Source organism: Brevundimonas sp. G8, from assembly GCF_902506205.1.
Taxonomy (GTDB): Bacteria; Pseudomonadota; Alphaproteobacteria; order Caulobacterales; family Caulobacteraceae; genus Brevundimonas.
This window is the reverse complement of the sequence record NZ_LR732816.1, coordinates 3,243,772-3,257,643: the sequence shown is the minus strand read 5'-3', so window position 1 is coordinate 3,257,643 and position 13,872 is coordinate 3,243,772. Positions and strand designations below refer to the sequence as shown.

The following is a 13,872-nucleotide window of genomic DNA, read 5'->3' as shown; positions in this document are numbered from 1 at the left end:
GTCCGCCGCGAGTGAGCGCATCATTCGCGGCGGCATTTCGTGAAAGTGAAGACAATGAATGACGTCGTGAAAACTCTGCTGATCGGCCTCGCGGCCGCCGGGTCCATGACCCTGGCGACGCTCGCTGTCGCTCAGGACCAACAGGGCGCCCAGCCGGTGACGCCTCCGGCCGCCGCGCCGAACTCGGGCGCGCCGATGCGGGGCTTGCCGGACCCCTATGTCGGCAAGAAAAAGCTGCTCGTGGTCGCCGATGTTCAGACGGGTTTTCACCACAACTCGATCAACCATGCGATGGCGACGATCGAGCGTATGGGACGTGAAAGCGGCTTCTATGTCTCCTTCCTCAGAACCGATTCCCAGCTGATCACGCGCCAGCCGATCATCGGCTCGGGCGCGCGCTATGCGGGGCGCTCAATCAACGCCCGCAACCTGAATGACTTCGACGCCATCTTCTTCCTCGGTAGCGGGGAGGGGACGTTGACGGATGCACAGAAGGCGGACCTGCTGGCCTTCGTGCATGAAGGCAAAGGGTTCATCGGCGGCCATGCCGCCACCGTCGCCTTCTATAACTGGCCCGAATACGGCGAGATGATCGGCGGCTTCATGGACGGCGAGTTTCCCGTCCAGCCGACCGGCCTGATCGTGGAGGACCGGGCCTTTCCTGGGGCCGCAAACTTCCCCACTCAGTTCACGGACCAGTTCCCCTATCTCAAGGCGCCTTATGATCGTGGCGATGTCCACACCATCGTCCGCCTCGATCCTTCGCGTCTGACACCCGAACAGTTGGCGAGACGGCCGGACGGCGACTTCCCCGTCGTATGGGCCAAAACCTACGGCGCGGGGCGTGTCTATGTGTCTTCGCTAGGCCATCTGGACGAGCCCTGGGACGACCCTGTGGTTCAGGAAATGTATTTGGGCGGCATCAAATGGGCGCTGGGTCTTGCCGATTCGCCGATCCCGCTCGACGCGCGTCCGTGATTGAAAACAAAAAATAAAATCAGAGGAAACACCATGAAGACCGACACATTCAAATCCGCCTGCCGCGTGACCGGACTGGGTCTGGCTGCGATCCTGATGTCTAGCGTCAGCGCGCTCGCCCAAACGCCCGAGCGGGATCAGTGGCGCAGCTATGGTCAGAACCCGGGCAGCACAAACTTCTCGCCCTTGACCCAGATCACCCCGGACAATGTCGCAACGCTCAAACGCGCCTGGACCTTCAACTACGGCGGCGGCACGGACGATAATGGCGATCGCGGCCTCGACTATCGATGGGAGGTCACGCCGCTGATCATTGACGGCGTCATGTATGTCTCGACGCCATCGACGCCGACCAAGCCCGATCTCAAGGCGACAGTGACCGCCTTGGAGCCGGAGACCGGCAAGGTGCTGTGGAGATACGAGTCGCCGCGCAACATCCACGGTCGCGGGCTGGCTTACTGGCCGGGCGAGGGCGACGTCGGCCCGCGGCTCTTCTTCGCGACCGACCAGGGCTATCTGATGGCCCTCGATATGAAGACCGGTCAACTGGCGGCCGGCTTTGGCGAGCAAGGCGCCATCGACGCCTACGCCGGCGTGGCGTCCGAGGCGGTGGGCGATAGCCGCCGTGACACCTGGACCCTACCCAACCCCGCCTCAATCTACAAGAATCTGGTGATTACCGGATCGCGTCCGGGGGAAGCCGGACCGCCTGGACCGCGCGGCGATATCCGCGCCTGGGACGCCAGGACCGGCGCCTTGGTCTGGAGCTTCCACACGGTGCCCCAGCCTGGCGAAGCCAACAACGACACCTATACGGGCGAGGAATGGAAAGACCGAAGCGGCGCCAATGTCTGGTCCACCATGACGGTCGATGAGGCGAACGGCATCGTCTTCGCCCCTGTCGGCGACCTGAACGGCCGCGCTGCGGGACCCGAACTCTACGCCAACAGCCTGCTGGCGCTCGACGCCGCGACGGGCGAGCTCAAATGGTTCAAACAGATCACCCACAAGGATCTGTGGGACTGGGACATGCCCACGCCGCCCATCCTGGTCGACTTCAAGGCGGCGGACGGCAGCACCACGCCAGGCATCGCCTTGACGGGCAAGCAAAGCCTGCTGTTCGTCTTCGACCGGCTGACCGGCCGACCGCTGCATGAGGTCGAAGAACAGCCGACGCCGCGCAGCGACGATCCCAAAGACATGGCCTGGCCGACCCAACCGATCCCGGTTCGCCCTGGACCGTTGGCGCGGACATCGATGACGCGGGACGAAATCCCGAACATCACGCCGGAGCAGCATGCCTACTGCACCACCTTCTGGGATCAGAACAACATCAAGGTCACGGGACTTTACGGTCGCCCCTCGGTGACCACCGGCACGCTGAGTTTCCCTTCGACTCTGGGCGGGCCGAACTGGGGCGGGCCCTCGTACAGCCCGCAATCCGGCCTGTTCATCGTCAATGTGCAGAACATGGGTCAGTATCGTCCGGCGGGTCCGGCCGGCGCCGGCTTCATGCCCCGTCCGCGCGGGGCGGCGCCTGCAGGAGGCGCGGCTGCGGCGGCTGCGCCCGCATCGCCGCCCGCCATCGTCCAATCGGGCTTCAACTACCGGGTGGACGCCAACACCGTCCTGCCCTGCACGCCAACGCCGTGGGGCGAGTTGGTGGCCGTCGATATCAACAAGGGCGAGATCGTCTGGCGCTCGCCCCTCGGCTCCACGCCGGGTCTTGGCGAACAAGGCCAAGCTACGGGATCGCGCAATCTGGGCGGCAACATCCAGACGGCAAGCGGCCTCGCCTTCATCGGCGCGACCAACGACCGCCAGTTCCGGGCCTTCGATACGCGAACCGGTCGCCAGCTCTGGTCCGTCGAGCTTGAGGCTAGCGCCCATTCCACGCCGATCACCTACATGGGCAAGGACGGCAAACAGTATGTCGTGGTCGTCGGCGCGGGCGGCACCGCCGTCGGGTCGCGGCATATGTCGGACACCCTAAACGCCTTCGTCCTGCCCTGACCGCCGGCGCGCGTCGCGCCCTGTCGCGACGCGCGTGCTTGGGCCCGGTCGGGTCCTATCGAAAGGATACCTCATGGACACCACCGCTCCGGTCGTTCCGCCGCGAAAGACCCACGTGCGATACGGCGTGCTCGCCCTCATCGCCACGGGCACGATGATCAACTACCTCGACCGCTCCCTGCTCAGCGTCGCGGCTCCGTCAATGACCGCGGAGCTCGGTATCGGCGCGGCGACCATGGGCATCCTGTTCTCAGTCTTCTCGTGGAGCTACGCCTTGGCGCAGATCCCCGGCGGCATCTTCCTTGACCGTTTCGGCGTGCGGGTGACCTATTTCCTGTCCGTGGGGTTCTGGTCGTTCTTCACCCTATTGCAGGGGTTCGCGACCGGTCTTGGGACTTTGCTTGGCTTCCGGTTTCTGCTCGGCGCCGCAGAGGCCCCGTGTTTTCCGGCCAACAGCCGCATCCTGGTCAGCTGGTTTCCTCAACATGAACGGGCGCGCGCAAACAGCGTCTATACGGTGGGCATGTATTCGGGGATCGCCTTCCTGAGCCCGGTGCTGTTCTGGATCACGGCGACATGGGGGTGGAGAAGCCTGTTCATCATCGCGGGAGTCGTCGGTCTGGCGTTCGCAGGCCTGTGGTACATGGTCTATCGGGATCCCCATCACAGCACCAAAGCCAACCAGGCCGAGCTGGATTATATCACCGCCGGCGGGGGCGTAGCCCCGACCGAAAGATCGCCATTTTCTTGGAAGGACGTCGGCTGGCTGCTGAGCAAGCGTCAAATCCTGGGCGCGTCCATCGGCCAGTTCGCCACCAATGCGACCCTCGTCTTCTTCCTGACCTGGTTCCCAACCTATCTGGCGGTCGAGCGGGGCATGCCCTGGCTGAAGGTGGGTTGGGTCGCCGTGCTGCCGTTCATCGCCGCATCGATCGGCGTGCTGATCGGCGGACAACTGTCCGACTATCTGGTCAAGAAAAGCGGGTCGGCGACGTTCGGGCGCAAGCTGCCGATCGTGGGGGGGCTGCTCTTGTCGTCCACCATCATCCTGGCCGCCTTTATCGAGAGCGACGCCCTGGTGGTCGCCGTCATGTCTGTCGCCTTCTTCGGACAGGGCATGTCCAACCTGGGCTGGACCCTGATCTCCGATGTCGCGCCGAAGCGGCTGGTCGGGCTGACGGCCGGCGTCTTCAACTTCTGCACAAACCTGGCGGGAATCGTGACGCCGATGCTGATCGGCTTCATCGTCGCCGCCACGGGGTCGTTCCTGGGCGGTCTGGCCTTCATTGGCGTGATGGCTCTGCTGGGGGCGGTCTCCTACACCTTCTTCGTGGGCAAGGTCGAAAGGATCGAGGGATGAAACCGATGCAGCACACAGGACGGAGAGGCGCTTACGGCCCGCTCCTGAGTCTGGTTGTTGTCGCCGCTTTGAGCGGTTGCAACGAGGCAGGCCAGTCGGACGCTGCGCGCAATCAGGCCGCAGTGAATGCCTACAACAACCACAGAGCCGAGCCAGCGACGGCCGCGAGTCAAGAAATGGCGGCGACGGCTCCCAGCGTTGCACCTCCGGCGATGATTGAGACAGCAGCGCTTCAGGGGTCAGCGGCGCTCGCACCCAGACCGCCCGCTGTGACGCCGCCTGCCAAGACGGAAAGCTCTGTGGTTGACGCACAGTCCTCCGCCCCGCCAGCGAAAGCCGCACCCGCCCCGCCCGCTGCGCGGCCCGGCGGTCTCCCCGCAGGAGCCGGACGGGATACCGTCCAACGCGTGTGCACGAGTTGTCACGCGATCGGCATGGTGACCGCCAAGGGCCGAACGCCAGACGGCTGGTCAGAGATCATAGGCCGGATGATGGGGCTCGGCCTTGAGGCCAGCGACGAGGATCTGCAAACGATCCACGCCTATCTCAGCCGAGAACTACCGCCTCGCTGATCGATCAAGGGAGCCTCATCCATGGGTTATCAAGCCTCAATCAGGCCCACTCCGCGCCAAGCCGAAAAATGGAGCGACGACGAGGTGAACCGGCTTGTTTGCCTCGCGAAGATGCAGCTGCGCGCTCGCGCCATCGCTGCTGAGCTGGGCCGCACCGAAGCCGGCGTTCGAGGCAAGGCCGCGTCCGTTGGGATTGCACTCGTGAGCGATAGAGCTCCAGCCCCGGTCACATTACGGCGGGTGAGTGTCGAGCCTGTCCAGCGGGCAGGTCCAACGATGGATATCAACTCATCGTCAAACGATCAAAACTTGGTGGCCGCCATGCACGCATGACGTGATCCATTAGGCTGGAATGCGTGGAGCACCCTGCAGCGGTGGGAAATCTCTCTCGTGATGCGGATGCGGGCGATTTCTTCGCGCGCGTTTCCGACCATCATGCGCAGCCGCGGAGAGGTGATGCGCAAGCTGCATTCGGCGATCGCGAACCCAGGTCCGCCTGGACACCCGGCTGGATCAGAGTGACGACCTCAGTCGCGTGTGCATCGGATCCATGAGCGCCAACAGGGCGAAGCTGGCCAGCCAGTGCTCGCCCATATAGTCGCCCGTGACGTGAGGGAGGGCGGCGTCGAGGTGGCGTTCGGCTGCGGTTTCGGCGATGGCGTGCAGCGGAGCCGAAGATGGAAGGGCTGCCGCGATGGCCCGCCAGCACCAGCCGCGGCTCAGGTTCAAACCGTCGAGGTGGGCGATCTTGCCGTCGGTGCGGTCGCTGACGCGCGCGGGCGAGAGCAGGGTCGCCGGTTCGCCGTCGGCGAGGCGCGGCAGGAAGGCGTCGAACCAGACGCGATAATCGGCGGCGGGTAGGACGCGCCGCATCAGTTCCGCTTCCATCAGGGCCGGCGACAGGAACTCGTCCTGCGACGGCTCCCAGGCCTGGCAATCGCGGTCGTTCGCGTGCCAGCGCAGGGCGGCGTCGCGGCAGGCGGCGGCCAGATCGGCGTCGTGGACGTCGGCGTAGTCCAGCGTCAGCCGCAGGGCGAAGGCGGTGTTGTAATGGGTTCCAACCCGCACCGGATAATCCGCCTGAGGCAGGAAAGCCTTGAAACGTCGGGCGAAAACCTGGGCCAGGGGACGCAGGGTCTCGAACCAGCGGCGGCCTTCATCCGTATCATGGCGACCCAGTTCGGCGCTCAGCATCAGCAGCCAGGCCCAGCCATAGGGACGTTCGAACCCACGGGCTTCCGGCCGGTCCAGATAGGCGACCTCGCCCGCCACATTGTCCGGCGTAAAAAGCCTGTCGGCCGTCGCGCGGATCTGGTCGGCCTCGGCCATGTCTGGATGCAGGCGATAGAGGGTGAACAGGGTCCACCAGCCGTGCACGCACGAATGCCAGTCGAAGCTGCCGAAGAAGATCGGATGCATATCGCGCGGGCTGCGGGCGTCCTGCGGGCCGGTCAGCACATGCATGATGTGGTTGGGATATTCTCGCGTGATGTGGCCCAAGGCGGTGGCGGCGAAACGGGAGGCGAGGGCGGCGTCGAGGCTTTGCGTCATGATCAGAACCGGAAGGCGAGGAAATACATCAGCAGCATATTGGCCACGAGCATGATCGCCGCCGTGGGCAGCTGGGCGCGGATGACCCCGTTCAGGGGCGAGTTGCGGTCGGGCAGCTCCAGCAGGTTGGCGGGCACGACGTTGAAGTTGGCGGCCATGGGCGTCATCAGGGTTCCGCAGAAGCCAGCCAGCATGCCGATGGCGCAGACGATGGAGGGATCGCCGCCGAACTGATGCACCACGATGGGCAGGCCTATGGCGGCGGTCATCACCGGGAAGGCGGCGAAGGCGTTGCCCATGATGATGGTGAACAGGGCCATGCCCGCGCAATAGGCGAAGACGGCGAGGAAGGCCGAGGTCATGGGAATGACCTGAGCCACCAGATCGCCCACCACCTGACCTACGTCGGCGGCGAGGAAGACCGCGCCGAGCGAGGCCAGCATCTGCGGCAGCAACGCCGCCCAGCCGATCGAGTCCATCAGGCGACGTCCCTCCTGCACCGGAGCCATGACCGGCGGTCGGAACCAGACCATGGCGACGACCAGCGCCACGACACAGCCCAGGCCCAGCGAGATCAGTGTCGTCTGCACCGGCGAGATCAACCAGGCGCCGGTCGGGGTGTATTTGGCCAGAAGCGTGCCGCCCACGGCGACCAAAGGCACCATCAGGGCCGGGACGAACAGGGCGTTTCTCCAGCGAGCCGCACCAGCCTGACGTTGCTCGCCTGTCGTGGTGACGGGCTTGCCGACGCCCAGCTTGCCCATCGCGCCGATCACGACGAGGGCGATGACCAGCAGGCCATTGCCGAAGCCGCCCAGCGACGAGCCGAACAGCAGGGAGACGGCGATCAGGCCCCAGAAAAGGGCGCTGCGGAACCGGGTCGGGTTCAACGGGTCGCGCAGGCTGAGGATCGAAAAGGCCGCGAACATCAGGCCTGTCGCCAGATAGGCGTGTTCCAGCGTGATCATCGTCCGGTCTCCACGTCTTCGACCGGATCAGGCACGGCCATGTCCTTGCGCACCTGACGGTCGAACATCAGCAGGCGGGCGCCGTGCACCAGCAGGGCGACGATGGCGGTGGGGATGGCCCACAGCGAGACGTGTAGAGCCTCGACCCGCACCCCGGCCTGTTCCAGAAACCCGACGATCAGGACGATGGAGCCGATGGCGATAAAGATGTCCTCGCCGAAGAACAGGCCGATATTGTCGGTTCCGGCCGCCATGCCGCGAATGCGGAACCGGGCCTTGTTTGTCAGGGGGCCGTGTTCGGTCTCGGCCGCGCCCTCGGCCATCGGCGCGATCAGGGGGCGGACCATCTGCGGATGACCGCCCAGCGATGTCAGGCCCAGGGCCGAGGTCGCCTGGCGCACGATCAGATAGATCAGCATCAGCCGCCCGGCCGTTGCGGCCTTGACCTGGGTCACCAGATCTCGCGCCCGCTCCTGAAGGCCGGCGTGTTCCAGAAGGCCGATGACCGGCAGGACCAGCCAGGTGATGTGGAAATAGCGGTTGTCGTTGAAGGCCTCGCCGAACCGGCTGATGGTGTCCACGCCCGCCGTCAGCAGGGCGCGCGCATCCACGCCCGGTCCGATCGCCGCCAGCAACCCGGTCGTGATCGCCGCGACAAGGATGACCACCAGCGGATTGATCCGGGCGACGAAGCCCACGACCACGACCGCGATCCCGATAAGCACCAGCATGGTTCATCCCCCTCGATACGGACGATCGCGCGGTTCGAGCGGCTGCGGAAGCCTCATTCGCCGAAGCCGCCGCCGCCGGGCGTCTCGATGACGAAGACATCGCCGGGCGTCATCGCTACCTCCGCCGTCGAGTCCAAGGGTTCGACTGTTCCGTCCGCCCGTTCGATACGGTTCACGCCCGTCGCGCCAGATTTGCCGCCATCGACGCCAAACGGCGGGACACGGCGGCGGTTGGAAAGGATGGCGGCGGTCATCGGCTCCAGGAACCGTACCCGTCGCACGGCGCCGTCGCCGCCCGTCCAACGACCCGCGCCGCCGGAGCCTCGACGGATCGAGAACTCTTCCAGCAGGACAGGGAAGCGGGTTTCCAACACCTCGGGATCGGTCAGGCGGCTGTTGGTCATATGGGTCTGGACCGCGCTGGTCCCGTCGAAGCCGGGGCCGGCGCCGGATCCGCCGGCGATGGTCTCATAGTACTGACGTGCGTCGTCGCCGAAGGTGAAGTTGTTCATCGTCCCCTGGCTGGCGGCCAGCACGCCCAAGGCGCCGTAGAGGGTGTCCACGACCGCCTGGCTGGTCTCTACATTGCCGGCGACCACGGCGGCCGGATAGCGGGGGTTCAGCATCGACCCCTCCGGCACGATCAGTTCGATCGGCTTCAGGCATCCCTCGTTCAGGGGAATGGTGTCGTCAACCAGGGTGCGAAAGACATAGAGGGTCGCCGCTCGCGTGATCGACAGCGGCGCATTGAAGTTGGTCGGTCGCTGTTCGCTGGTTCCGGTGAAGTCGACGACGGCGCTGCGTGCCTGCGTGTCTACGTCGATGCGGACGCGGATGACGGCGCCGTCGTCCATCTCATAGGTGAAGGCGCCGGGTTTCAAAGCGGCGATGGCGCGGCGCACGGCCTCTTCGGCATTGTCCTGGATATGGCCCATATAGGCCGCAACGACGGGCCGGCCGAACTCTTGTGTCATGCGGATCAGTTCGTCGGCGCCGCGCGTGCAGGATGCGATCTGGGCCTTCAGGTCGGCCAGGTTTTGATCGATGTTGCGCGACGGATAGCGGCCCGAAGCGAACAGGGCGCGGGTCTCGGCCTCGCGCAGCCGCCCGGCGTCCACCAGCAGGAAGTCGTCGATCAGCACCCCCTCGTCGTCCACTGTCCGCGACGAGGCGGGCATGGAGCCGGGCGTGGTACCACCCACGTCGGCATGGTGTCCGCGCGCCGCGACGAAGAAGGCCGGGGCGGCGTCATCGTCCAGGAATACCGGCATGATGACGGTGATGTCGGGCAGGTGGGTGCCGCCGTTATAGGGCGCGTTCAGCATATAGACGTCGCCACGGTTCATGCCGCCGCCTCCGCGTGATGCGATCACCGTGCGGATGCTCTCGCCCATCGAGCCCAAGTGGACCGGGATGTGCGGGGCGTTGGCGATCAGTGCGCCGGTCGCGTCGAATATGGCGCAGGAAAAGTCCAGACGCTCCTTGATGTTCACCGAATAGGCGGTGGCGCGCAGGGCCTCGCCCATCTGTTCGGCGCAGGCCATGAAGCGGCTGTTGAACACTTCCAGCATGATCGGATCGACATCCGTGCCGATGGCCGTGCGGGCGGGCAGAGGAACGACCCTCTCCAGCAGCAGATTGGCCTGGGCGTCGACTGTCGCGCGCCAGCCGGGCTCGACGACGGTGGTTCCTGTGTCCTCCAGCAATATGGCCGGGCCGTCTATGGCCATGCCGGGCGTCAGGGCGTCACGACGATGGACGGGGGTGTGTCGGTCCTGACCGGCCATGCGGACGGTCAGTTTGGCTACGGTCTCCAGTGATCCGGTCGCGGTCACAGGGGCAGGGACAGACGGCGTCTGACCCGAATGGCCGACGGCCTCGACTTCCAGGGTTTCGACGACCAGGGCCTTGTCTTCGGCGAAGAAGCCGAAGCGGCGACGGTGCAGGGTCTCGAAGGCCTCGGCCATCGCATCGGCGGGACCGAAGGGCACGACCAGAGGCGTGTCGGAGCCGGCGAATTTGATCTCGGCGCGGGCGACTGTGGAAATGGCGCCGGCAGCGAAACCCTGGGCTTCAAGATCGGCTCGCGCGGCAGTCGAAAGCTCGGCGATCCTGTCGGCCAAGGCCTTGTCGCGCGTGGCGTCTAGGGGTGTCGCCTCGGTCGCCTGGCGGATGGCTCGCACCTCCGCGAGGCCCATGCCATAGGCCGACAGCACGCCCGCGAAGGGATGCAGCAGCACCCTGGTCATCCCCAGGGCGTCGGCGACCAGACAGGCGTGCTGCCCGCCCGCGCCGCCGAAACAGTTCAGCACGTAGCGGGTCACGTCGTAGCCGCGCTGGATCGAGATCGAACGGATCGCCTCGGCCATGTTCTGTACAGCGATGGTGACGAAGCCTTCGGCAAGTTCGCCCGGCGTCGTCGTGCGCCCGGTTGCGGTCGAAACTTCGGCGGCCAAGGTCTCGAACGTGGTCCGTACCGCGTTGGCGTCCAGTGGTTGATCGGCGTTGAGGCCGAAAACAGCAGGGAAGAAGTCGGGGCTCAGCTTGCCCAGCATCACGTTGCAATCCGTCACCGTCAGCGGTCCGCCGCGCCGATAGGCGGCGGGGCCCGGCACGGCGCCGGCCGACTCCGGTCCAACCCGCAGGCGACCGCCCTCGAACCGACAGATCGAGCCTCCGCCCGCTGCGACGGTATGGATGCTCAGCATCGGCGCCCGCAACCGCACGCCTGCGACCACGGCGTCTGATGTCCGCCCATAGTCGCCGGCGAAATGGGACACGTCGGTCGAAGTGCCGCCCATGTCGAAACCGATGGCGCGGTCGAAGCCTGCCGCCTTGGCCGTCTCGGCCATCGCCACCACGCCGCCCGCCGGTCCCGAGAGGATGGCGTCCTTGCCCCGAAAGGCGTCGGCCGCCGTCAGTCCGCCCGAAGACTGCATGAACTGAAGCGGCGTCGCCTCGCCCAGATCGGCGCCGACCCGCTCCACATAGGCGCGCAGGATCGGCGACAGATAGGCGTCCGCCACGGTGGTGTCGCCACGCCCGATCAGCTTGATCAGCGCCCCGACCTCGTGGCTGACCGAAACCTGTTCGAACCCGACCTCGCGCGCGATCTCCGCCAAGCGTGTCTCATGGTCGGTGAAACGCCAGCCGTGAACCAGGACGATGGCCACGGCGCGCAGCCCAGATGCATGGGCGGCCGCCAAATCGGCGCGCGCCTTAGCCTCGTCTAGCGGCCGATCGACCGCGCCGCCCGCCATGACACGTTCGTCAATTTCTATAGTGCGATCATAAAGCTGGTCGTTCAGAATGATGTTGCGCACGAACAATCCAGGCCGGGCCTGCCAGCCTATGCGTAGGGCGTCGCCGAAGCCCGCTGTGATCGCCAGCAAAGTCGGCTCGCCCTTGCGTTCCAGCAGGGCATTGGTCGCCACGGTCGTGCCCATTCGCACGTCTTCGACTATTCCCGACGCAAGCGGTCCAGATGGGGCGTCGAGGATACGCCGAATGCCCTCCACCGCTGCATCGGCGTATTGCTCCGGATTGACCGAAAGCAGCTTGCGGGTCTGCAACACGCCATCCGGTGCGCGGGCAACGACATCGGTGAAGGTGCCGCCGCGGTCGATCCAGAATTTCCAGGGACCCGAGGGAAGGGCTTTCGTCATGACAGTCCCTTTGCGAGATTTTCAACGGCTGTCGGCGATCGATTCAAGGCGAATGTCTGTATGGTTCGGAGGCGCGGTCGTCTTCCAGCGAGCGACATGTAGCAGTGCCGGTCTCTTGTGGGCACAGGGATCGGACAGGCTGAATGAGTTGGACCGACGGGGCGGGCGAGGGTGTCTATGGTCCGAGGTCGCAGGTTTGCATCCTGAGATCTGTACAATGCCGTCACGTCTCGTGGCCGTATTGACGGTAGGCGGGCCTAGCCGGCCGCCCAGCGCGTGATCAGGTAGACGAACCCGGCGATGATCGCCCAGGCTGCCAGGCTGGCGCCGACCAGCAGCGCGACGCGCACCTTTCCTGACCATCGGGGTTCAGGCGCGCCCCATAGCGGGCTTCCATTGTCGTGACGCATCGGCATGCCAGGAACCTAAGCACATGCACACGCCTTGCGCATCTCCATCAAGCGCCACATCGGATATTTGTGTTTTCCTACGGGCGCTGACCAAAATGAGCGCCCCCAAAGATCAGCTGTCGTCACGTTTACCGATGCGGTCGAGGCTTAGATGGAAAACACGTTGTTGATCTTCGCCGCCTTGCCGAGGCCGTTCCGGTCTGAAGATTGAATATGATCTGAAGGCTCTGGCGGATCGGGTCGCGCCGGAGCGATCGAGCAGCACTGAGCCAAAGGGAAAACGCCCGCCGCGAAACCAGGAAGTAAGAGCCGCCAGGTCCAGGGATGTGACCGCGCTTCGCCTATTGGTCTCATCGCCGGCTGCTTTCTGGATCATGTTCAAAGCGTCCGTCAGATCGTCAGGCATCGCTCGCGGCGCGTAACCCGACAAAATGCACACAGTTGAAACGTCCTGGAACACCCTCCCAATAGGTTGCCGCATAGGCGGGTGTATAGGCGGGTGTCGGAGTAACGGGCGGATTTCTTCAATAAAATCAATGGAAATGGCGGAAGCGGTGGGATTCGAACCCACGGACGGCTCTCACCGTCGCTGGTTTTCAAGACCAGTGCCTTAAACCACTCGGCCACACTTCCTTGCCGCCGGAGCGGAGGCGGACGCCATAGCAGGCGAACGGGTCATTAACCAAAGCGGAAATGTCTTCGATCATCCTGTTTTCGTATTCTTTGACGAGGCGGATCGATGACGTGTGGAAAATGGGTGCGCGGCGCCCTGATTCTGGGGCTGTTCTCGCTGCTGGCCGCCTGTTCCAGCGTGGGCGGCGCAGGCGTGGGCGGGACGCGGGGCGAGGCGCGCCTGCCCGTGGTCAAGGATCCGGCGCCGATCGTGTCGGGGACGATGCGGCCTTATCAGGTGCGCGGACGCTGGTACACGCCCAAGGAACAGCCGGATTACGAAGAGGTCGGGATGGCGTCCTGGTACGGCGACGCGTTCAACGGCCGGCCGACCTCGACCGGCGAGCGGTTCGACATGCATGCCCTGACGGCGGCGCACAAGACCCTGCCTCTGCCCGGCCTGGTCGAGGTGACGAACCTGGAGAACGGGCGGCGGCTGGTGGTTCGGATCAACGACCGGGGGCCGTTCGTGGACAGCCGGATCATCGACCTGTCGCGCGAGGCGGCGACGGAACTGGGGATGCTGTCGCAGGGCGTGGGGCGGGTGCGGGTGCGCTATCTGGGCCGGGCGCCGCAGCAGGGCGGGGGCACGCGGTTGAGGGCGTCGGCGCCCGCGCCGCGCGTCTCGGCGCCGGTGAGTGCGCCTGTGCAGATGGCCGCCTTCGCGCCGGCTGCGCCCGTGGTTGCGGAGGTCTCGACCTACTGGGTGCAGGCAGGGACGTTTCCGGATCAGGGGGAGGCCCGGCGAATCGCCGACAGCCTGAGCGGTTGGGTGCGGGCCGACCTGAACGGTGGACGGTTCAACGTGGTGGTAGGGCCGTGGGACAGCGCCAATGCGGCCGAAGCCGCCCGACAGTCGGTCGTGGCGCGGGGTTACGCCGGCGCCCTGTTGATATCCGGCAACTGATCGCGCGCACGGGCTTGCGCCGGACGGCGCCCGCGCGCCATGAAG

General features: G+C 65.5%; 10 protein-coding genes and 1 tRNA gene. 5 read left to right on the top strand and 6 right to left on the bottom strand.

Annotation, left to right across the window (positions count from 1 at the left end):
• Nucleotides 1-54 precede the first annotated feature (54 nt).
• The 4 genes from CHRYSEO8AT_RS15785 to CHRYSEO8AT_RS15770 all read left to right on the top strand — a co-directional run bounded on the left by CHRYSEO8AT_RS15785 (nt 55) and on the right by CHRYSEO8AT_RS15770 (nt 5,256).
• The gene (locus CHRYSEO8AT_RS15785) at nt 55-978 is read left to right on the top strand and encodes a ThuA domain-containing protein (RefSeq protein ID WP_159851495.1); all 924 of its coding nucleotides are present in this window, start codon (nt 55-57) and stop codon (nt 976-978) included.
• A gap of 33 nt (nt 979-1,011) precedes the next feature.
• Entirely contained in the window at nt 1,012-2,991 is a 1,980-nt protein-coding gene (locus CHRYSEO8AT_RS15780) for a PQQ-binding-like beta-propeller repeat protein (RefSeq protein ID WP_159851494.1), read from the top strand.
• Between the two features lie 73 nt (nt 2,992-3,064).
• Nucleotides 3,065-4,351 carry an MFS transporter gene (locus tag CHRYSEO8AT_RS15775; RefSeq protein ID WP_159851493.1) on the top strand — a complete coding sequence of 429 codons (1,287 nt, stop codon included), beginning with the start codon at nt 3,065-3,067 and terminating at the stop codon, nt 4,349-4,351.
• A gap of 593 nt (nt 4,352-4,944) precedes the next feature.
• On the top strand, nt 4,945-5,256 hold the full coding sequence (locus CHRYSEO8AT_RS15770; protein ID WP_201304461.1) for a hypothetical protein: 312 nt from the start codon (nt 4,945-4,947) through the stop codon (nt 5,254-5,256).
• Between the two features lie 180 nt (nt 5,257-5,436).
• Here the strand turns inward: CHRYSEO8AT_RS15770 and CHRYSEO8AT_RS15765 are convergent, their stop codons facing one another.
• From CHRYSEO8AT_RS15765 to CHRYSEO8AT_RS15740, 6 genes are all read right to left on the bottom strand, one after another.
• Nucleotides 5,437-6,474, bottom strand: coding sequence for a DUF2891 domain-containing protein (locus CHRYSEO8AT_RS15765; protein WP_159851492.1), 1,038 nt, complete (start codon nt 6,472-6,474; stop codon nt 5,437-5,439).
• A 2-nt stretch (nt 6,475-6,476) separates the two neighbouring features.
• Nucleotides 6,477-7,442 carry a DUF979 domain-containing protein gene (locus CHRYSEO8AT_RS15760; RefSeq protein WP_159851491.1) on the bottom strand — a complete coding sequence of 322 codons (966 nt, stop codon included), beginning with the start codon at nt 7,440-7,442 and terminating at the stop codon, nt 6,477-6,479.
• The gene (locus tag CHRYSEO8AT_RS15755; protein ID WP_159851490.1) at nt 7,439-8,173 is read right to left on the bottom strand and encodes a DUF969 domain-containing protein; all 735 of its coding nucleotides are present in this window, start codon (nt 8,171-8,173) and stop codon (nt 7,439-7,441) included. The genes CHRYSEO8AT_RS15760 and CHRYSEO8AT_RS15755 overlap by 4 nt, the downstream gene beginning before the upstream one ends.
• Before the next feature lie 53 nt (nt 8,174-8,226).
• Nucleotides 8,227-11,838: a hydantoinase B/oxoprolinase family protein gene (locus CHRYSEO8AT_RS15750; RefSeq protein WP_159851489.1), complete on the bottom strand. Its 3,612-nt coding sequence runs from the start codon at nt 11,836-11,838 to the stop codon at nt 8,227-8,229.
• Nucleotides 11,839-12,095: 257 nt separating this feature from the next.
• Nucleotides 12,096-12,254 carry a hypothetical protein gene (locus CHRYSEO8AT_RS15745; protein WP_159851488.1) on the bottom strand — a complete coding sequence of 53 codons (159 nt, stop codon included), beginning with the start codon at nt 12,252-12,254 and terminating at the stop codon, nt 12,096-12,098.
• Nucleotides 12,255-12,791: 537 nt separating this feature from the next.
• Nucleotides 12,792-12,881, bottom strand: a tRNA-Ser gene (locus CHRYSEO8AT_RS15740).
• 106 nt (nt 12,882-12,987) lie between these two features.
• Here CHRYSEO8AT_RS15740 and CHRYSEO8AT_RS16265 point away from each other — a divergent pair.
• A complete protein-coding gene (locus CHRYSEO8AT_RS16265; protein ID WP_159851487.1) occupies nt 12,988-13,827 on the top strand; it encodes a septal ring lytic transglycosylase RlpA family protein in 840 nt (279 codons plus the stop codon).
• The last annotated feature ends 45 nt before the right edge of the window (nt 13,828-13,872 follow it).

What these genes read in the sequence shown, in the direction of transcription:
- CHRYSEO8AT_RS15755 (WP_159851490.1), bottom strand. Translation starts at nt 8,173, where the DNA reads ATGCTGGTGCTTATCGGGATCGCGGTCGTGGTCGTGGGCTTCGTCGCC.
- CHRYSEO8AT_RS15760 (WP_159851491.1), bottom strand. Translation starts at nt 7,442, where the DNA reads ATGATCACGCTGGAACACGCCTATCTGGCGACAGGCCTGATGTTCGCG.
- CHRYSEO8AT_RS15765 (WP_159851492.1), bottom strand. Translation starts at nt 6,474, where the DNA reads ATGACGCAAAGCCTCGACGCCGCCCTCGCCTCCCGTTTCGCCGCCACC.
- CHRYSEO8AT_RS15785 (WP_159851495.1), top strand. Translation starts at nt 55, where the DNA reads ATGAATGACGTCGTGAAAACTCTGCTGATCGGCCTCGCGGCCGCCGGG.
- CHRYSEO8AT_RS15770 (WP_201304461.1), top strand. Translation starts at nt 4,945, where the DNA reads ATGGGTTATCAAGCCTCAATCAGGCCCACTCCGCGCCAAGCCGAAAAA.
- CHRYSEO8AT_RS15745 (WP_159851488.1), bottom strand. Translation starts at nt 12,254, where the DNA reads ATGCCGATGCGTCACGACAATGGAAGCCCGCTATGGGGCGCGCCTGAA.
- CHRYSEO8AT_RS15780 (WP_159851494.1), top strand. Translation starts at nt 1,012, where the DNA reads ATGAAGACCGACACATTCAAATCCGCCTGCCGCGTGACCGGACTGGGT.
- CHRYSEO8AT_RS15750 (WP_159851489.1), bottom strand. Translation starts at nt 11,838, where the DNA reads ATGACGAAAGCCCTTCCCTCGGGTCCCTGGAAATTCTGGATCGACCGC.
- CHRYSEO8AT_RS16265 (WP_159851487.1), top strand. Translation starts at nt 12,988, where the DNA reads ATGACGTGTGGAAAATGGGTGCGCGGCGCCCTGATTCTGGGGCTGTTC.
- CHRYSEO8AT_RS15775 (WP_159851493.1), top strand. Translation starts at nt 3,065, where the DNA reads ATGGACACCACCGCTCCGGTCGTTCCGCCGCGAAAGACCCACGTGCGA.